At 41.0% G+C, this 20,273-nt stretch carries 11 protein-coding genes, 2 tRNA genes and 1 rRNA gene; 10 read left to right on the plus strand and 4 right to left on the minus strand.

The genetic code is table 11. From position 1 onward, the window contains the following. Window positions 1-10 precede the first annotated feature (10 nt). From G6053_RS01705 to G6053_RS01735, 7 genes are read left to right on the plus strand one after another with little or no spacing between them, the layout of a single operon-like run. On the plus strand, window positions 11-1,513 hold the full coding sequence (locus G6053_RS01705; RefSeq protein WP_165305382.1) for a RagB/SusD family nutrient uptake outer membrane protein: 1,503 nt from the start codon (window positions 11-13) through the stop codon (window positions 1,511-1,513). An 11-nt stretch (window positions 1,514-1,524) separates the two neighbouring features. Further along, window positions 1,525-2,280, plus strand: a complete 756-nt coding sequence (locus G6053_RS01710) for a hypothetical protein (protein ID WP_165305383.1) — start codon at window positions 1,525-1,527, stop codon at window positions 2,278-2,280. Window positions 2,281-2,295: 15 nt separating this feature from the next. After that, window positions 2,296-3,903, plus strand: a complete 1,608-nt coding sequence (locus tag G6053_RS01715) for a DUF5008 domain-containing protein (protein ID WP_165305384.1) — start codon at window positions 2,296-2,298, stop codon at window positions 3,901-3,903. A 20-nt stretch (window positions 3,904-3,923) separates the two neighbouring features. Next, on the plus strand, window positions 3,924-5,657 hold the full coding sequence (locus tag G6053_RS01720) for a LamG-like jellyroll fold domain-containing protein (RefSeq protein WP_165305385.1): 1,734 nt from the start codon (window positions 3,924-3,926) through the stop codon (window positions 5,655-5,657). Window positions 5,658-5,672: 15 nt separating this feature from the next. Continuing rightward, window positions 5,673-7,682 carry a M60 family metallopeptidase gene (locus G6053_RS01725; protein WP_165305386.1) on the plus strand — a complete coding sequence of 670 codons (2,010 nt, stop codon included), beginning with the start codon at window positions 5,673-5,675 and terminating at the stop codon, window positions 7,680-7,682. Window positions 7,683-7,691: 9 nt separating this feature from the next. Then, entirely contained in the window at window positions 7,692-9,461 is a 1,770-nt protein-coding gene (locus G6053_RS01730; protein WP_165305387.1) for an alkaline phosphatase family protein, read from the plus strand. A 56-nt stretch (window positions 9,462-9,517) separates the two neighbouring features. Continuing rightward, the gene (locus tag G6053_RS01735) at window positions 9,518-10,939 is read left to right on the plus strand and encodes a discoidin domain-containing protein (RefSeq protein ID WP_165305388.1); all 1,422 of its coding nucleotides are present in this window, start codon (window positions 9,518-9,520) and stop codon (window positions 10,937-10,939) included. 196 nt (window positions 10,940-11,135) lie between these two features. Here G6053_RS01735 and G6053_RS01740 read toward each other — a convergent pair whose 3' ends face one another. The 4 genes from G6053_RS01740 to G6053_RS01755 all read right to left on the minus strand — a co-directional run bounded on the left by G6053_RS01740 (window position 11,136) and on the right by G6053_RS01755 (window position 16,825). Next, window positions 11,136-12,053, minus strand: a complete 918-nt coding sequence (locus G6053_RS01740; RefSeq protein WP_165305389.1) for a hypothetical protein — start codon at window positions 12,051-12,053, stop codon at window positions 11,136-11,138. After that, entirely contained in the window at window positions 12,037-12,606 is a 570-nt protein-coding gene (locus tag G6053_RS01745; protein WP_165305390.1) for a hypothetical protein, read from the minus strand. The genes G6053_RS01740 and G6053_RS01745 overlap by 17 nt, the downstream gene beginning before the upstream one ends. A gap of 239 nt (window positions 12,607-12,845) precedes the next feature. Then, the gene (locus G6053_RS01750) at window positions 12,846-15,662 is read right to left on the minus strand and encodes a hypothetical protein (RefSeq protein WP_165305391.1); all 2,817 of its coding nucleotides are present in this window, start codon (window positions 15,660-15,662) and stop codon (window positions 12,846-12,848) included. 5 nt (window positions 15,663-15,667) lie between these two features. Continuing rightward, complete coding sequence (locus G6053_RS01755; protein ID WP_165305392.1) at window positions 15,668-16,825, minus strand: 6-bladed beta-propeller; 1,158 nt, start codon at window positions 16,823-16,825, stop codon at window positions 15,668-15,670. Between the two features lie 1,460 nt (window positions 16,826-18,285). Between G6053_RS01755 and G6053_RS01760 the strand changes: the two genes are divergently transcribed. From G6053_RS01760 to G6053_RS01770, 3 genes are all read left to right on the plus strand, one after another. Next, window positions 18,286-19,814, plus strand: a 16S ribosomal RNA gene (locus G6053_RS01760). A gap of 122 nt (window positions 19,815-19,936) precedes the next feature. Beyond that, a tRNA-Ile gene (locus tag G6053_RS01765) sits at window positions 19,937-20,010 on the plus strand. A 97-nt stretch (window positions 20,011-20,107) separates the two neighbouring features. Then, a tRNA-Ala gene (locus tag G6053_RS01770) sits at window positions 20,108-20,181 on the plus strand. Window positions 20,182-20,273: the final 92 nt, after the last annotated feature.

Below are 20,273 nucleotides of genomic sequence, written 5' to 3' on the forward strand. Positions count from 1 at the left end.
CGAAGACAACATGAGAAAGAAATTTTTATATCTATTTATATTGGGAGCATCCCTAGGTTTGGGCTCCTGCGGAAAGGACTTCCTAAATATTACTCAGATTGACAAATTAACGGGAAATAATTACTGGACCAGACAAGCAGATGTCGATCAGTACATGGGGGGTATCTATTCTACTTTCAGAGAAGCAACCATGACGAATATCTTTTTTCCGGCATCAGGCGACTTGCGCTGTGCTCCGACAAACAGAACAAGTGCTACGAGTGGATCGGACAGGGATTATATCAGCTATCTTAAAAACAATGACCTGAATGGTCTGATGGCTCGACAAGATGATTTCTCTTATTTTGGTTTTCTAAGAATTACGCAATGGAACAACTTCTATAAGATGGTACAAAATGCGAACATTGTCATCTACCAATTGGAAAATAAAGATATGCCATTCCTTAGTGAGGATATGAAAAAAACCTATAAGGCAGAGGCTGTTTTCCTACGTTCCTTAGCTTATTTTTTCATGGTGCGTTTGTATGGTGATGTCCCTTATTATACGGATGTAAATACGAATCCCTTGCCGAGGACAAATATGTTCACCGTATTGAAGAATCTTTCAATAGATTTGGATGCGACTTATAAGGATCTGCCTTGGACCTATGATGACCCTTCTGTAGTAGCTGTGAAAGCAATGCGGGGAGGGGCAATCGCACTTAATATGCATATCAATATGTGGATCGCAGGACTGGGAACGGATGATAAAACAGTGCTTTATCAGAAAGTCGCTGATCTAGGCAAAGAGTTGATGGAAGAAAATGGGGGAGCCTATACCTTGTTGGACTTAAGTAGAACCAAAGAAATCTTTAAAGGCCGGACAAAAGAAGGTTTGTTTGAGATTGTCCAAAACTTCAATTTTGGAGAGAGTTTTCACTTGTCGGCAGCCTATTCGGATTATGTGCTCCATGCGCCGAATAAAGTGACAACCAAGTCCTATATCTATTACGACCCGAAGTTTATCGAAAAAATGTATCCACCAACGGAGGATGACCAACGAAAAGTGTATTGGTTTGATAAGGATATCTATGCGACAAATGGAGATTTTCAATGTCTAAAATTCTCCAACGTATTTATGGAAGAAGGTGAAAACAACAATCCCGATGATAACCAGATGGTATTCCGCTATTCTGACCCAATTTTATTACGAGCAGAAGCCCTGGCTGAATTGGGAAAAGATGAAGAAGCGAGAACTGTTGTCAACGTCATTCGTACACGTGCTAAAGCAGCACCTATTCGAGACAGTGGGGATGATTTGAAAGATGCTATCTGGTGGGAGCGCGTCAGAGAGCTCTTAGGAGAAGCAAACTTCTTTTATGACTTGGTGCGTACGAAAAAGGTAATCAATTCGGAATACACAAGTGCTCCTATGTCGGTTGCAGCCTTTAACTCGGGTGGTTGGACCTGGCCAATTGATAAGTCTGCCCGGACAAATAACCCTTATATGCAATTAAATAATTACTGGAACTAAAGGAATAGATCATGAAAAAGATTTGGAAATATACTTTTTTACTGTTGATGGCAGTTTCGTTGTTTTCGGCGTGTAAAAAAGAAGATTATATCGATACGGGTGTTCATGAAGCGAAGTTTAATGGTACGATCTGGAATTATCTGGAATCAAGACCTGATTTGTTTGATACCCTAATGGTGGCATTGAAAGTTGCTAAATTGGATGCTGTACTCAAAAATGATGAAGTAACCTTCTTTGCTCCCCCCGATCCATGCATTTTGAAGTCGGTGTGGTTGTTGAATCAAACATTATTCCGTTCAGGACAGGATTCTATCACCAAACTGGAGCAAATCAGACCGGAAGTTTGGCGAAAATACCTGTCCAGGTATATTTTTAAAGGTAAAAATGTAGCCAAAGATTATCGTCAGATTGATACACTAAACTTGGCTGCATTTCCGGGTGGGGTATATAAAAACCTAGCTGATGGCGATATGAATATTGGTGTGCTCTATAATGATGTTGTCAGTAAAAATGAAAGCTCTGGGGGGACACAGGTCATTAAATATGCGGGTTATCGTCAACTTTATTTGAATTTTCCGTATTCCTTTAGTGTGCCTGATGAGATTAAGGATTATTTTGTCCCTTATATTACAGCACCGGTAGCAACATCGGATATTCAACCGACCAATGGTGTATTACATGTGCTGCAATTCTCGAAACATTCCTTCGGATTTCAGAATTACGAATTTGCAGATGAGGCTTACTTGTTGGGGGTGCTCCCTAAATAACGATCTGATATTACTATGAAAAGAAATTTAATAACCAAAATAGCTGTCCTGATTGTAGCATTAATCGCATGTGCTGCTTGTAGCAAGGATATCGTAACCGGAACAGATCCGTACGCAGGAGGTAAAGAACCACTGGGAGTCGGATTTTATATCAACTATCCAGAACCAGGAACGGCCAAACCTGGTGAATTGGTGGATTTTTATGTAAAAGGCCTGAAAGGAAAATTAGATCAAATTAACTTTTTTGTGAATAACACAGCGGTAGAGGTGGTGTCGGCGAAAGATTCACTGGTCACGATTAAAATACCGGCGCAGATTACCGCCGGAAATGCCAAAATCGTTGTGGGTGAAGAAATCTTTTATGGCCCACGACTGGAAATTGAGGGGAATACTTCTGTAGACGAAAACTATGGCATGGTAAACGGATTTCGAGGCGGAGTATATGATATTTTACCGAATGCGGGTGGTTTTATTGTAGCTGGATCTTTCTCTAACTTCGAAAATGAAGCAATTACGCTAAACGTTCCAGAAAATCAAAAGGTCTACCGCAATGGGGTACATTTTATTGATGCGAATGGTAAGACAAGCGATAATATGAAATTTGGCCAAGGGGCATTCGGAGGCGGTTTTGTGCGATCTATCGCAAAGACAGGCGATGGTAAATTTATCTTTGCTGGTGCTTTGGGAACTTTTGCAAAACGAGCGGTAAATAACATTGTCCGTATCAATAATGATGGTAAGATTGATTCCATGATTGTAGAAGTGATCAATCCGGGTAATGACCCGAAAAATTCATTGGATACGGTGTCTGCCTTTAATGGAGGTGTAAACGATATGATTATCAGAACATTTACTGTGGCGGATAATAAGGTAATTGCGGTAGGTAACTTTACATCGCACTATAGGATTGACTACGACTATTCTTCTCGTGATTCCCGTAGATATATTATCTCGACCGCGAAGAGTATCATTCGCATGAAAGAGGATGGTTCACTGGATTCTACTTTTGCGCTGAATAACTCCGGCGCCAATGGACAGATCATGGATGCGGCCATGATTGATAATGAACGTGTTGTCATCGTCGGCGCATTTACGACTTACAATGGTAAGGCGGCCAACGGAATTGCTTGTATCAAATCAGACGGTTCATTGGATGAGACCTTTACCTTAAAAGGAAATATTACGCGATTATTTAAGGTAAGCTATAATAGTACCTTGAAAAAATTAGCTGTTTCGGGCATATTTGCAGGTGCTGGTGCTTCAGGAAAGGTAAATAATATTGCCTTGATGAATACAGATGGAACAATTGATGAGACTTTCATTCTGCAGGATATGGGTACTGGAATTATTAATTATGCACAGATATTGAATAACGGACAAGTCATTGTTGAAGGAACGCAAGAAAGTTATGCTGGTGTGCCAAGAGCCAATTTATTGATCTTGGAAAAAAATGGCGAATTACTGCAAAAATATAATTCATTGGGACCATTCACTGGCGATCTTGCTAAGGTTATCGAAACGAAATCCTCTTTAGACGAACCCGCATTGTTGCTTGGAGGAAGTATTCTCCAATATGGGCAAAAAACAGTAGGAAACTTCCTACGTTTGGAAATCAAGAATTAACCCAATAAATGAAACTGGTTATGATTAAGTATTTAAAAACTTTGAAATATATTTCTTTAGTTCTTGCTACCTTAATAATATTAGGTGCTTGTAATAAAGATTTTCCGAATTTGTTGCAGAATTTCAATGAAGCAAAGGATAGTCCAGAAAGTCGTGATAAGGTGTTGTTGGTTATCGTTGATGGGCTTTCTGGTCCTGCCATGCAGGACATTGCTCCAACGAATATCGATTTGATGGCGCGTAACGGTTTGGTGACTTATGGTAGTCTAGCTGATCCGACAACGGATTTTGAGGTAACCAATCAATCGGTTACCGCCGCAATTCTGACCGGTGTAAATAGTGCTAAAAATAGAGTCGTCGGCACAGATTTAAGCACGATTGACTTGAATAAGTATCCAACGATTTTTACGAAATTGAAGCAAAATGCAACAAGCCGTAAATCGAGCCTTTTCACTTCCGACGCAAAGTATGGTGCTACCCTGGGTAATGATGCCGAAGTTAAGGTGGAAAGTAATGATGTTGCGGTGGTCACTGCAGCGAACACGTCGTTGTCAAATACCGAATCCGATCTAAATGTTATCCATTTGACGGAAGTTGATAAAGCTGGGAAATCATCAGCTTATGCCGCCGCGGATGCAAAATATGTCGCTGCAGTCAACGTAATGGACAAGCAGGTTAAATCCTTATGGGAAACGATCAAGAAAAGAGCGAGCTTCAATACGGAAAACTGGATTGTGATCATTACTTCCGCTCAGGGGGGGGCATCTACGGATCCGGTGACCGATTTTACACCTTATGGGGATAGTAAAAGAGATACGTATACGTTATTCTACTCGCCAAAGTTTGCGCGGAAAATTGTGCCAAGACCCAATTCTAAAGATATTCCTTTTGTGGCAAATGCGACGAGATATACTTATGCGAGCAACAATCAGGTCATTGGTAAATTAGCTGATGAAAATAAATTTAATATGGGCACGGGGAGTGATTGGACGATGACCCTCTTTTTGAAATACAATGTCGCTAATTCTAATTATTATTACCCGATATTTTTTGCAAAGCGTGTCGCTGGTTTTACTGGAGCTGGCTGGAACTTCTTTTTAGAAGGAAATTACTGGGGTTTTAATAGCTCAATTGCAGGGCAAGCATTCGGTCCCGGTATTAATGATGGTGAATGGCATGCGCTGACCGCTGTTATTAAACGGAGTGGGACTCAGGATTCTGTTTATGTGTATACCGACGGAACAAACGCGACAGTGTCAGGAAAGTCCTCTCAAGTAGGTGCCAATGGGAATAATCTTGATAACACAAGCCCTTTGACCTTAGGCTTCAATCCAGGGGATGGAGATACAGGTTGTAATATTTCGATCTGTAATGTACAGATTTATAATCGAGCCTTTTCGGCCGAAGAAGTAAAGCGATACGGTGGGGTGACTCATATTGATGAAACGTATCCATTCTGGGATAATCTTCAAGGATATTGGCCTGGATATGAAGATGTCAATACTACTCTTCTGACGGAGAAAACGGGGAAGGGAGCCGGCAATTTTAAATTGACGGGCCCGGTTTCCTGGACAAGTTTCAATGAATTGGTGCCGTTCTTTCAACCACCAATTGAGGAATCGTTTTATCGTCTAGTGCCGAATGCCGTAGATATTCCCTTTATGATTTTTCAATGGTTGGGCGTATCGGTAGAATCATCATGGAATTTGGACGGCAAGAGCTGGACGCCAAACTATACACAAATTAGAAAATAACCAAATTTTGACCTAATGAGAAAGAGATATTTAGTTTTTGGATTATTTGTTGGGTTGATGGCCTTTGCCTCTTCCTGCAGTAAATATGGTATTGAGTTTCCAGACGGATATCAATCTGGAGATTCCACGGAAACAGCCTTGGTGACAGACACGACGATGGGTAAGGCCGATAGAAGTTTATACCATAAAGCGCGAATATATCCCGGTTTGGTCGGGGAAAATGTGACCCGTATTAAGGATACCACAATTTCTATGTTGATGAATAGAAAGTATGTGTCATCTTACGAATTTAAGGTCAGCGTGACACCTGCGCCGATTTATACAACAGGACTATATGCTCCCGCAGGAGAGGTAATTCGAATTACAGTACCTACAGGCGCCGTTGGCATGACGGTACAGATAGGTGTACATACAGATAATATAACAGGTAAAGATGCGCCACGTAGGGATCCAATTCTGTTCACGAGAAAGGAATTGTTCCCGGGGACAAACTACATTAAAAACTTGTATGGTGGAACCATATGGATTATAAATCAGAAAGCAAGTGCGACTCCCGTCAATATTAAGGTAGCGGGTGCTGTTAAAACCACAGATTTTATTTTAGGGAAGTCTACGGTGGCCGATTGGAAAAAACAGGTTTTATCGCAGGATGTACCTTGGATGGATCTTATCGGGGAGCGCGTTGCCTTCTCCGTTCCGCGTTCACTGGTTGTTAAATTCATCCAGTCGGGAAAAATGGATCAGGTGGATGAAGCGCTGCGTTTGTGGGACGATACTTATGTCAAAGATTATTACAATTGGATGGGATTGTCTGCAGATGCCGCCGATCCAAAAAATCGCTATCCGGAATTTTGGGAGAGAGGTGTGATGGATATCCATCCATCCTTAGGTTATGCCCATAGCGGTAGTCCATGGATAATGCAGGAGGATGAATATTGGTTGGATGAATTGACAAATCCAAACACGATCAAAAAGGGAACTTCATGGGGGTCGTATCATGAGGTTGGACATAATTACCAAGCAACATGGGCTTGGAGCTGGTCGGATTTGGGAGAAACAACAAACAACTTGTTTATTTTTAATGCGGCACGCAATCGCGGTGTGACTTCTCGGATTGATTTTGCTCATGCCTTAAAGACATCGATTCCTGCGGCCCTGAAATTTGCTGCGCTGACCTCGGCGAAGAATTTTTCCAATTTCCCTGAAGAATTGGGTATCGATGCCGATGATCCTTTTGCACGATTAACGCCATTTCTTCAGATTTTCGATAAGACAAAGGGTAAAAATGGGGAGTCAGGATGGGATTTTTTCCCTTATATCTATAGTAAGGCGAGGAATGAAAATTTTACAAGTTCTTTGGATCAAGGTAAACGAGACTATTTCTATCGCCAGCTATGTAACTTTACAGGGAAAGACTTTAATCGATTCTTTATCGCTTGGGGGATTCCGGTAAGTAGCTCGGCCAAACGTGAAATGCGTGAGAAATATCCACCAATGGATCGCGCGATTTGGGAATACAATCCATTGACATTTACAGGGGGCGAGGGCGTATTGCAACCGCGTTATTTCTTACCTAGCGGTTTGTTTGAATTTACGGCCAATGTTGCGACAGCAACCAACGAAAGTACCGGTAAGTTTAGTGCAATGACGGATGGCGATCCAAATACCTATTGGCATACGTGCTGGTCTGGCTGTTCTATCCCGACGACTTTACCTGTGGAATTAACCATGAATATGAAGGAAGTTAATGTCTTTAAAGGCTTTTATTATAAAAATAGAGCGAATTCAACCTTCGCGACTAAGGTTAACGTTTTTATCAGCAAGGACAACAAAAACTGGACTGATATGGGGCAATATGCGTTGGGTAGCGCTTCCCAAACAACGGCTCAGAATGCAGCAATGAAAGAGTTTACTTTTTCAAATCTCGTGGAGGCGCAGTACGTGAAATTTGTGTTCCCGGATCCAAATACTGGTGGAGATATACACGTAGCAATTGCCGAGTTAGGGGTGTTTTACGATATATAAACTTAAGTTATGAAAAGATTATTCAATATAATGAGAGCCTTAGTGCTTGTCGTAGGTGCGGTGTCGTTATTGGTTGGCTGTACAAAATATGCTAACCCACCCGCAGTTTATGAAGACTATGAGCAGAATCTGCAACAAGCAGTTAAACGGAAGGTGCTTTTTATCTCCGTGGACGGCTTGGTCGGGCAGGAATTAAAAAAGAGTGTACCCGCTAATATGGCAGAGTTGCTCAAGACAAGTAAGTATACCTTTAGTGCATTGGCCGATGAGAATACCAGTGATCCATCGTCTTGGATGACCATGATGAGTGGAGTGACCTATTCCAATCACCAAATTAATGATGACTCTTTTATTCCGAAACCGGATGAAAATGATCCCCATAAAAATGTTGCCGGTTATCCGTCCATGTTGTATCGTATTGCTACAATAGCACCTTCACTGAAAACGACCGTTGTATCACGGTCGGCGACAATGAATGACAAACTGCTTGTTAGCGCGAATGAAACCTATAATGGAGCGACCGACGAAGATGTAAAGACAAAGGTGCTAGACCTTTTTAATACCAAAAATACGGATTGTATGATCGTACAATTCACCTCGTTATTGGAAGCGGGCGAAAAAGGTGGGTTTACAATGAGCAATAACGATTATGCGAATGCCCTAAAGAAAGTTGATGGTTATATTGGTGAAATAACAAAAGGACTGGCTGCACGCAAAAATTATCAAAATGAAGACTGGTTGATTATCTTAACGTCAAATCATGGGGGTGTTGGAAGTTCCTACGGTGGTAAAACGATGCAAGAACGGAATACCTTTGCCATATTTCAGAATAAAAACTTTAAAGGGGCCGAACTAACCGGAAAACCTATGAGCTATGTTCGGATGTGGGGATACGACGGTACTGGAAATAAGCCGCTGGGTGTAAGGGCTGTCAGTGATAATTTGGGTAATTCGAGCGACTATGATTTGGCAACCACAAAAGAATTAACGATTTCTGCCCGCTTCAGATTTAATTTGAATAATACCATTATTTCATCGACCTATCAACCAAATACGTATAACTATTGGTACTCCGGTATATTCGGCAAGGATTCGAATACATCGTTGGGTACTCCAGGTTGGATGTATTTTACTTGGGGAAATGATTTGCAAGTGAAGATCAGTGATGGTGTTAAGGAAGCTACTTGCCAAACAGCGAAAGTCAATGGCGAGTGGTATACCATGACCACAGTCATCAAATCGATCGGAAATGACCAAGTAAATATCAAGATTTATAACAATGGGACATTAGCCCAAGAAACGACGACATCTGGAATGAATGTGGCCAATATCAAAACAAATGATCCCTTGATTTTTGGCTATAGACCAAATATATCCTATGATTTGGTGGATTTTGATGTGTCGAATGTATCCATCTTTAATAAGGCTTTTACACAAGATGAAATCCGTAACTCATTATGTTCTACGGACGAATTGACAAAATCTCCTTTTGCCAATAACCTGAAAGGGTATTGGAAGATGTCTCCTACTGAAAACGGATCGATTCAGAATGAGGTAACGGGTAAGAGTGCAATGGGACTTAGTGGAGATTTCCAATCCAGAATGACCTCTGAAGTAGTGCCTTGTGAGTTGGGCGACAATGCAGTTTTTATTCAGGCAGCAGACTTTTTCCCACAGATATTTTATTGGTTGGAAGTGCGGACGTTAAAAGATTGGAAATTGGAAGGGCAGGTGTTTTTAAATAAATACGAAGTAGAGTTCCTCTTGCCAAAGCAATAAGAAAATAGATTATAAACTAAGCTCCATCGTACTGGTGGAATAAACGTTATTTAAAGATGAAAAGGAATTTTAAAATGAGCTGGGCATTTAATGTCATTTTAGGAGCTTTTTTGCTAAGTATGGGGAGTTGTAAAGAAGAGGAACTTATCTTTCCGAAGCAAGGGGATCAAGAGACCATTGTGACGGAGACACGCCCAACAGCAAGGCCTACAAATTTGACTTTTGTATCGGCTTTTAACCAAAAATTAGAAATACATTGGCCTGCTTTATCAGATCGAGTCGTTAAAGCAGAGATTCGCTATACCGAGGGAGCTGAGGAGAAAGTGATTACAGTGAGCAAATTTGATGAGCCGACAATTATCACTCTCAAAGATTATAAGGATTATACGGTTACAGTTCAATATTTCACTTCGGACGGAACTGCATCAAAATTAAGTAAGGTTTCATTGAAGCCGGGACCTTATGAAGCGGCCTATAAACTTACTGGACTTACTTTGGAACCCGTTCCCGGAGGAATAAAATTTGTATTCCCTAAAACTTCAGACCGAGCCATTGCAACAAAAATTAGCTATGTGCTAGATGGTAAAGAGGTCGTTCGAACCTTTGATTCGAATAAAGAGAGTGAGGTCGTTATCTCGAATCTGACAGACGAAACCAAGGAAGTAGCTTTCAAGATCTTAACTATGGATGAAGAATTGAAAGTAGCAGTTGTGGATGAGCGGAAGCAAGCACCCGGAGTATTGGCTTATAAAGGAATACTAGAAACAATGGTTGCCTTTATGGACGGGAATAATGGGGGGCTGGCTTGGACAAATCTGGGCAAGGATCCGGCTACTATTATCGTGAATTACCAATTGAATGGCCAGTCGAAAACGGTACGGATAGATAACAGCACAGATGTCGAAAAAAGATTATTATTCGACCTTCAAGGTAAGCCTACAGCTTTTACCTTCACAATAGAAACGGACGGACTGACCTCACCCGTACAAGATGCTGAAGTAAAGGCACCCACGTTGTTGAGTAGGTCGACCTGGTCTGCAGAGGTATCTTCGACCGAATCCCAGGAGGGGGCCGCAAATGGGAAAGCGAGCTCGTTGATTGATGGTGATATTGGAACATATTGGCATTCGACCTGGTCTTCGTCAAATAATCCGGTCTACCCACATTGGTTTATTGTTGATTTAGGGAAAGTGGAAAGTTTTGCGCAGTTTGGAATGATACGGCGACATAATAATAATACAGGTGGTTTTAAAACATTCAATATTGAAACGTCATTGGACAAAGCGAGTTGGACTATGGTTGGTAAAGACCTATTTTTTGATTCGGCTGGCCCAGCAGTATGGCATGATTATAATGTATCGATGGTTAAAGCCAGGTATGTCCGCATAACTATGACGGAGCCAATGCGCGCTGGTGCGACATCAACGCATTTGGCGGAATTTAGAGCTGCGGGATATGCCCCAATATTGCTTAAATAATCCGTTTTTAAATCTAGAAAAGGAAAGACAACCCGGCTAATCCATATACCGGGATAAGATGTCTGATTTGAATTTCCCCAGCGAGTGAATGACTTTCTGGGGATTTTTTTGGTTCTTCCGATGAGTAACCGAAGGATTCTAATCCAACAAGTATTTCGACGGGATCCTAAAACCATAGGCTAAGTGAATCGTATTCCTACTTTTCTGGGCGTTCAGATCTTGGACTATTGAAGATACGGCGATAGTAAACAAGCTGACCGGTGTTGCAGACACCTTGGATAGTAATACAGAACCCTTTGGCCTTACTGTTGTTGAAAAATTTGATCTGCTTGGATGCCGCAGTACTATCTATGGAGACAAATGGATTCCAATAGAGTGTCATGCGATTATCCTCTGGCGTTAGTTCCTTGTCAATCTCACTAGAATAGTCGCGTTGGGTGAACTGCTTGATAGGCATATAACCCAATATGGTCTGTTCGTCTATATATTTACCAAAATCTCGATCTTTTTCTGATGGTGCTAGTTCGAAAATTAAGACTGCTGCGGCTCCGTTTGCAGGCGGAAATGAGCGATAACATTTGATATAGGCATAGTTAGAAACGTCGACCATTAAAAAAGCTCGGTCTGGATCACGTTTTCTCTGTCCATTTAGATAAGTCACGTAATTATATCCATTCAAATGTCGACGGAGATAATCGTACAAGGACATGTCTCTTTTCTGGACTTCCTCGTCTAGTAATGGAAGCAATATTTGATCCGGTTCGAGATTGGTTGGAATATCTTGCAGCTTGAATCGACGTTCTAAAAGTGAGATATCACGTTGTCTCTTTGTTAAGCGTTTAACATTAACAGTTGGGAGAATGCGATTTCCTTTAGCATCTGTATAGTAATAGCTCTTAAAATTTGTATGCTCCTGCGGTTCAGAATATCCTGGCTTTTGACCTGCTTTAGAAATAGGGATGTAAAAAGGAGTCTTATATTTGTTTGGGTCTACAAAAGTGTAATTGACTTTGAAAGGATAAAATTTCAATAAAGAATGGATCTGGCTGACGCGCGTGTCCATAGAATCAAAGACAATTAAGTTGGGCACTGTAAACCTACCGAGAGAATCCATTTCGGCTTCGGTGTACTTGAACCCAAGTTTTTGAAAATCTTTGTAACCAAAAGAGATCCCCCTTCTTTTTCCGGTTTCTTCGAAGATCCCCTTTTGGGTCTACCCATTCGATCCTATAGAGGGCTGACGTCGATGGGGTGAAGGTTACTTCGGCTAGTCCTGTTGAATCGGTTTCAAATGTCGTGATCTGCTTGTTTTGATCGTCCAGCAAGGTCCCCTTTGTCATAAAAGGTAAACCGGATTGGTCGAGCGCTTGAAATGTGACCTGATTTTCAATTCCGCTCAATAATAGTCCTCCACTGGGGGTTATATATAGGAATGTTTGTTTGGATTTGGAGCTGGGAGAAGCTGATTTTTGTTCTTTATCGAAATGCAACACGCCTAATTTTTTAAAGTAGGGTTTCTGCACAGAACATTGCTGATTTCGTGCGTAAGCATTGATGTAAATATTGTTTCCTTTGAAGTCTGGAGGAATAATAAAAAAGCTTGCACTTATGCCCTCGGTGACCATCGCGACAGATCGTTGAAATTCTATTCCTTCGTCATTGGCCATGCGCATATAGAGGTTGAATACTGTATTGGCAGGCTTCCATCTTCGAGCAGGTAGGCTTTAAACCAAACCATGTCGGTAGGAATATAATAATCCCTGTCGGTGTGAATATAAATGCTGCGGTTTTGTGCTTTTAAGCGCAGTGAAGCAAATAGAGTAATTATGGTGAGTAAAATAAGGCGCATGGTTCTTAAATTTTAGTTACTGGCTTTCTTGATAAAATTTATTATTCTTATTGCATCTTATTTGAAACCGAATTTCCGAGGGAAATAAGTTAAAGATAGCATAAAATATTGCGTTAAATTATTGCGATAGCCCTGTGTAAATTCGGTAAGTCCATTATTAATATATAACCCTTTATTCTCCTTGAGTAAATCATAGGCGGATAATTTTAGTTCTAGATTATTTCCCGGGAGTAAACGATATGTTGTATTCATGTTCCAGATGAAAGCATGATCTTTGTAATTGTTAGCGTAGGATAACCGACTTGTACCGTTACTATTTAGTTGCCAGCGTTTCGACAATGAATAGCTCATACTTATTCCCGAAGTCCAATAATTGGATACATAGTCATTGTTTTTTTCGGATAGTTTATTGTGCCGCGCATAACGGTTCCAGCCATTGATCCAGCCAATTTGATAACGATCCAGAATGGTGTAGTAGCTTTTTAAGCTGATATTTTGGCTATTTGTACCCATTTCTTGTTTTATTGTATCGATAAATTGAATTTTATTTCCCCAGTTGAGGCCAACATTAAATTGAAAATTTAATGCTTGTGTTTTGCTGAGGGGATAATTTTTATTCAAATAGCCATTAACAGCTAATAGGGGCATTGGAGTAGCAATCTGAACAAGATATCTTTGTTGCTGCCCTTCTTTAAATAAAATACTGTCTGTCAGTCCCTGTCTATACTGCGTATAACTCAGGCTTATGTTGCCCGAATAGCCATTTTGACGTTGTTCATTAAAGCTCGTCAAAAAGGTTGCTTTAGCACGCTGTGTTTTTTTAAGTTGTGTTGCGCCAAAAAAGCGGTAAGCAACATTGCTGTTATCATAAATGGGCCTAAGCTGGTCCAAGTTTGGATATTCTTCATCATAATTTACAGTTAAGGAGCTGTTTATGTAGTATTGGCCGCTTTTACTATAATATCGACTGAGGCGAACCTGCGGCAAAAATGTTGTGAAAGTTTGTTCCAGGTTGCGATAATCGAGTGTCGAGCGATTCTCTGCTTTATAGAAACGTAGTCCGGCTCCTAATGTTAGATTTGTAGAGGAGCTACTTCTTCCTTGTAGATAGTGGCTTTTTAGGCGAAAGGATTTTTCAAGATTTGGCTCGTATTGAAGCTGATTGAACCTGCTCAAGTGAGTTAAATCCAAGTTGATCTGTGGTTTGTCTTCTACTAAATTTACAACATTGTCATTGGTGGTTGTATGATAGAAACTGAGATTATTTTCGAGTGTCCAATCAAGATATCGAACACTGAGGTTAATATTTTGACTAAATTCTTTGAGTGATTTGTCGTAGGTTCGATGATCCTGTCTATTTAATTCCTGTTTATCGGCGTTCGTATAGGCACTCCGCATTTCATTGAATTGTTGTGTTTCGGAGACTGATCCGCTCCATTTCAATTTATAGGTCAGGAGCTCGCCAAATGAATTTCCGTTCTTGATACGCATACTCATTGTAGGACTTGAATTGACGTCATACAGATCTATGTTGGTACTATAGGATAGTCTATTTTTGCGGTATTCACCATTATTTCGAACTGTATTTTGTGCATGTTCGTTGGTGTAATTGTATTCGTTGAAGATGACCGAATTATCTAAGTTGGAGATGTGCTCAAAATCAGCATCTGCTGTTAGGTTCGTAAATCGATTGCCGACTTTTCCGCCAGTATTGGTATAATTTAGGGCGGCTACGAGGCTTCTCCTTTTGTTGTGGCTTTCGTTATCGTTCGTACGCTGATTATTAACAGCATTGTCATCGGAAAGAAAAGAGGTCGTTGAATGGTCTTTATTGAGTGTATTATCCCAGCGGCTCAACACATTGCTTGTCAATAGGTGTTTTCTATTGACTTGGTTGGTTCCTACAATATCATACTGATACCGGCCACTAAGTACATGTTGATTGTTGATCCCTGTACTTAAAAAATCTGAATCAAAATCCGCGTTGATACCGACGCCTTTAAAGCTGGTATTTTTTAATAATTGATCTGTGCTTTGCAGGTATTTATTGCTGTTATTCCCAGAATAGGCGAGTGTATATTGTGATTTACCGGTTGACAAGTTAAAGTTCGCATGTTGTTGGTAACGTTTACTTGTACCCCTACCATACGATAGACTTCCGAAGTACATTTTTTCCTTACCCTTTTTTAATGTTACATTCATTTCAAGTGACACATTAAGCGGGTTTTCTTTCTTTTCCTTTTCATCACGCTTATCGTAGATCTGCAGCTTCTGGACGGCATCTTTGGCGAGATTCTGTAATACGATCGCTTTGCTGGATCCAAAAAATTCCTTGCCATTAACAAGTATGTTAGGAATCTCTTTCCCATTGTATGTCAAACTGCCATCACCCCACACCACAATGCCGGGAAGTTTACGTAGTAAATCTTCTACTACGGCATTGCTATCTAGCTTAAAAGCATCGGCGTTAAATTCCAAGGTATCCCCATTCATTCGGACGGGAGGGAGTACTTCGACTTCTTCCAATTCGTTTTCCATAAAATCCATGTGGATTTTTCCAAAATTTTTGGATTCATCTTTCTTTAAGATAAATTCTCGTGTCGCTTTCTTAAAACCCTGAAAGCGTAATTCCAATAAGTAGGTTTTATTGATGCCTAGATCGTTAATGAAAAATTTTCCATAGGTATCGGTCAGTGTAATTTTGTCTACGGATTTATTGCCTTTCTCATAAACGGATACTGTCGCGGATCGTAGGACATTATTATGTGTTGTATCGATAACAATACCTTCGATTTTGGTTTGAGCAAAACTGGATACGTTTAATAAGATAAGAAAGGCAAGTAGTAGTAAAGTTTGAAAATATGCTTTGGTCATGGATCTCATTTGAGTTTGAATCGGACGAATACAGGATTATTGGATTTTTCCAAGGCTTTGAGCCGTTCGCTAACGGGGTGGAACTCTTCTTTTGATTTACTGATAGCAATGCGAATGTCTTGAGGAGAAAGAAATGAGAAGAGGTATTCACCATTGCTGCGTAAGAAATCTCCGCTCATAAATTTGAGATAGTCGCTGCTTTTGTCGGGGAGAATATTTGTTAGTCCGATTATTCTTTTATTCGACAGATTTAGGGCGATCCAAAAACTATCTGATTTTTTAAGCTCCATGATAAGATAATTTTTATAATTGGCCACTTTGTCCAATGTCCGGATTTCCTCCCGATGCGCATTGTAATAGTGCATGTAACTTGTATAATCTTTTACCTTTCGGACTTCATCTAGGTTGACTGTATTCTTTAAGGGAAAAACAAATTGGTATACTTTAGAAATTCCACTGCTATCCAGTTCGAATAATTTGGTCGTATAGTCAAAGCTTGCATAGGCCTTATTGTTGATGTTTGGACTTAATGGTTGATGTACACCATAAGAAATCAATACTGAATCGAGTTTTTCATATTTTACAATCACGCTATCTCCGAGTTTTAAGGCAACGATTGTTTTAATTTTAGGGTCACTTAAACGTGGGGAATAATACTTCCATTTTTTAGCGCCGATTTGTGTAACATAATCCCATTTATTATTTCTGTTACTGATAGTGTCAATAAAATTTCCGTTGAGGTCATAGCGTGCCTGAATGTACGCATGTGATAGCTCGAATCCATGTTCATTAAATTGAATATTGTGGAAGAGCATAGCCCATTTTTCTTTCTCTTCTTTTTGACCGATTACACTATTTATAATTTTCAACAGATTGCCGCGGATATCATAGAGGTAAAATTCACCTTTTGAATTTAATACTCCTATACGCCCGGCGTTGCAGTTCATTTCAACGACATCGCTTAGGAGCTGGTTTTTGTTTCCCGTTAAAGGAATGTATTCTAAATCACCTAGTAACTCGGAAACGGTACCTCCTTGTGTTGTTTCGGGAATTATCCTAAGCTTTTCAGTTGGGATGTCTTTTGCATAAATTAGATTTTGGCCTTTAACGTCTATTTTGCTCAAAATCGACAACATGGCTAACAAGAGAATTATGGCCTTCATATTTCTTTAAGTTTATTGGTTAGGTTAAAATAAGTAATTAATTGGTTATAAAAAAAGTAGATAAAGAAATCAATCGATTGCGTAAAATACTCTAAGGATAATGTTTGTTTTTTTCTAATAAAAGGAATCTACCTCGGTATTTTATGTGTTTGGATAGGGCGCTATAGGAGTTATATTCCTAGGCGATGATTTAAGCACCTAGTTTTAGCCGTTAATCTAATTGTATAATATGTATTATTGGCTTTCTATGCACAGTTTAAAGCTATTGTATTTTGAGTGCGACAGATTATACTGCTTGTGAATTCCAATTTTTGATCGCTTGTTTCTTCATATTACCAAGTCTTGTTTAGTAAAATGCTAGTTCAGCTCTCGTTCCTGGTCGGAAAGGCTTCTTAGCAGCCAATTTCAAAGATATTTCTGCAACTCACTGTCGTTTTTTGGCGCTCTAGTGTAAATTATACTTGGGCAGCAGTAACCGCGGTTGCCTAATATATTGGTAATAATATAGCTGTTCTATTTATTCGCTTTTATTTAGTTCTTCTTTAAGCTAGATTTTAACTAGTATTAAGTTAGCTTTTATTTAGGTTTTAGTTAGTATTTATCTAAACTATACCTAAACTAAACCTAAACAAAACCTAAGTAAAGCCTATACTAAAGTAAAAGTTGATCAAAGTTTATGGTAATCTAATCCCTGGAACAAAATTACATGACCGGGAGTCCTCCGTAAATTCCAAACTGAACCAGTGCAGATCCTAGCATACGGTTTTGTTGCTCTTTCTATTACTGCAGGCCGGGGGCTGGATACTACAAGCCCTGCCATTCTTTGTTCCTTCGTTTCGGGTTTCAATCACATCCTATCCCTATTATACATATCTAGGGCATTAAACGCTGGGCTGCGCGGTTCTCTGTTTCGTTGTGTTTTCGCTTCGGCTCCGCGGATAACCGGCCTTTCCGGGGCGAAAAGGCCATCTGCGGAAAAACAATCCGTCAAGTTTCCAGCGAGTTACAGACATATTGAAATAAATAAGAACAAAAGGCTTGGAAGTTTGCCCGAAAACTCCCTATCTTTGCACCACTCCGCAAGGGAGGAACGGTTGCTTCGAAAGAGGGAATCCTGAAAAAAGAAGGGTTTAACGGGAGTTAAACGCAGAAATTTAAAAAGAAAAAGGAAAAAAACTTCAAAAGTTTTTTGGAAGTTCGGAAAAGATTTCTACCTTTGCAGTCCCAACGGAAACGGAGGGGAAACAAAAAAGATAAAGACGGGCTGGTGCCCATCGGAATATAGCGGATACGGAAGTTGAAGCGCAAAAAGTTCTTTAAGAAAACACAATCATGTAAGCGTGACGAGTAGGAGACGAAAGTCATGAACAAATTCAAGAATTGGTTCAATTCGGTCCAAGATCAGAGATATAAAAAAGAATTCTGATTATGTAAATAGTTGGAATCAAAAACTTCATTTTACAATGGAGAGTTTGATCCTGGCTCAGGATGAACGCTAGCGGCAGGCCTAATACATGCAAGTCGGACGGGATCCATCGGAGAGCTTGCTCAAAGATGGTGAGAGTGGCGCACGGGTGCGTAACGCGTGAGCAACCTACCTCTATCAGGGGGATAGCCTCTCGAAAGAGAGATTAACACCGCATAATATAACTATTCGGCATCGTCTGGTTATTAAATATTTATAGGATAGAGATGGGCTCGCGTGACATTAGCTAGTTGGTAAGGTAACGGCTTACCAAGGCGACGATGTCTAGGGGCTCTGAGAGGAGAATCCCCCACACTGGTACTGAGACACGGACCAGACTCCTACGGGAGGCAGCAGTAAGGAATATTGGTCAATGGGCGGAAGCCTGAACCAGCCATGCCGCGTGCAGGATGACTGCCCTATGGGTTGTAAACTGCTTTTGTCCGGGAATAAACCCAGGTACGTGTACCTGGCTGAATGTACCGGAAGAATAAGGATCGGCTAACTCCGTGCCAGCAGCCGCGGTAATACGGAGGATCCGAGCGTTATCCGGATTTATTGGGTTTAAAGGGTGCGTAGGCGGCCCATTAAGTCAGGGGTGAAATACGGTGGCTCAACCATCGCAGTGCCTTTGATACTGATGGGCTTGAATCCATTTGAAGTGGGCGGAATAAGACAAGTAGCGGTGAAATGCATAGATATGTCTTAGAACTCCGATTGCGAAGGCAGCTCACTAAGCTGGTATTGACGCTGATGCACGAAAGCGTGGGGATCGAACAGGATTAGATACCCTGGTAGTCCACGCCCTAAACGATGATAACTCGATGTTGGCGATAGACGCCAGCGTCCCAGCGAAAGCGTTAAGTTATCCACCTGGGGAGTACGCCCGCAAGGGTGAAACTCAAAGGAATTGACGGGGGCCCGCACAAGCGGAGGAGCATGTGGTTTAATTCGATGATACGCGAGGAACCTTACCCGGGCTTGAAAGTTAGTGAAGGATGCAGAGACGCATCCGTCCTTCGGGACACGAAACTAGGTGCTGCATGGCTGTCGTCAGCTCGTGCCGTGAGGTGTTGGGTTAAGTCCCGCAACGAGCGCAACCCCTATGTTTAGTTGCCAGCATGTAATGGTGGGGACTCTAAACAGACTGCCTGTGCAAACAGTGAGGAAGGTGGGGACGACGTCAAGTCATCATGGCCCTTACGTCCGGGGCTACACACGTGCTACAATGGATGGTACAGCGGGCAGCTACATAGCAATATGATGCTAATCTCTAAAAGCCATTCACAGTTCGGATTGGGGTCTGCAACTCGACCCCATGAAGTTGGATTCGCTAGTAATCGCGTATCAGCAATGACGCGGTGAATACGTTCCCGGGCCTTGTACACACCGCCCGTCAAGCCATGAAAGTTGGGGGTACCTAAAGCATGTGACCGCAAGGAGCGTGTTAGGGTAAAACCGATAATTGGGGCTAAGTCGTAACAAGGTAGCCGTACCGGAAGGTGCGGCTGGAATACCTCCTTTCTAGAGTATCGCGGACCGGTGCTCGTCACGTTACATATGATTGCAAAAGAAGAAAAAACATCAGAAGAAAGTGCCCGCCCCTTATGGAGCGGTCCCTGAGAGAAGAGATGAACAGAATAGCTAGTCCCGTAGCTCAGTTGGTTAGAGCACTACACTGATAATGTAGGGGTCAGCAGTTCAAATCTGCTCGGGACTACTTAAAAGATCTGAGGGATGAGATAGGAGATGGGAGAAACAGTATGGCGACATACAGGATCCCATATCTATAATCTAACATCTCATATCTAAAAAAAGGGGAATTAGCTCAGCTGGCTAGAGCACCTGCCTTGCACGCAGGGGGTCAACGGTTCGAATCCGTTATTCTCCACGTTTTTTGGAAGGAATTACAGAGAAAGATAACAGGCCATACGAGGTCTAATATCTCAGATCTAATATCTCCTATCTGAGAAAAAAAGTTCT

Source organism: Sphingobacterium sp. DR205 (genome assembly GCF_011064245.1).
Classification (GTDB): domain Bacteria; phylum Bacteroidota; class Bacteroidia; order Sphingobacteriales; family Sphingobacteriaceae; genus Sphingobacterium; species Sphingobacterium athyrii.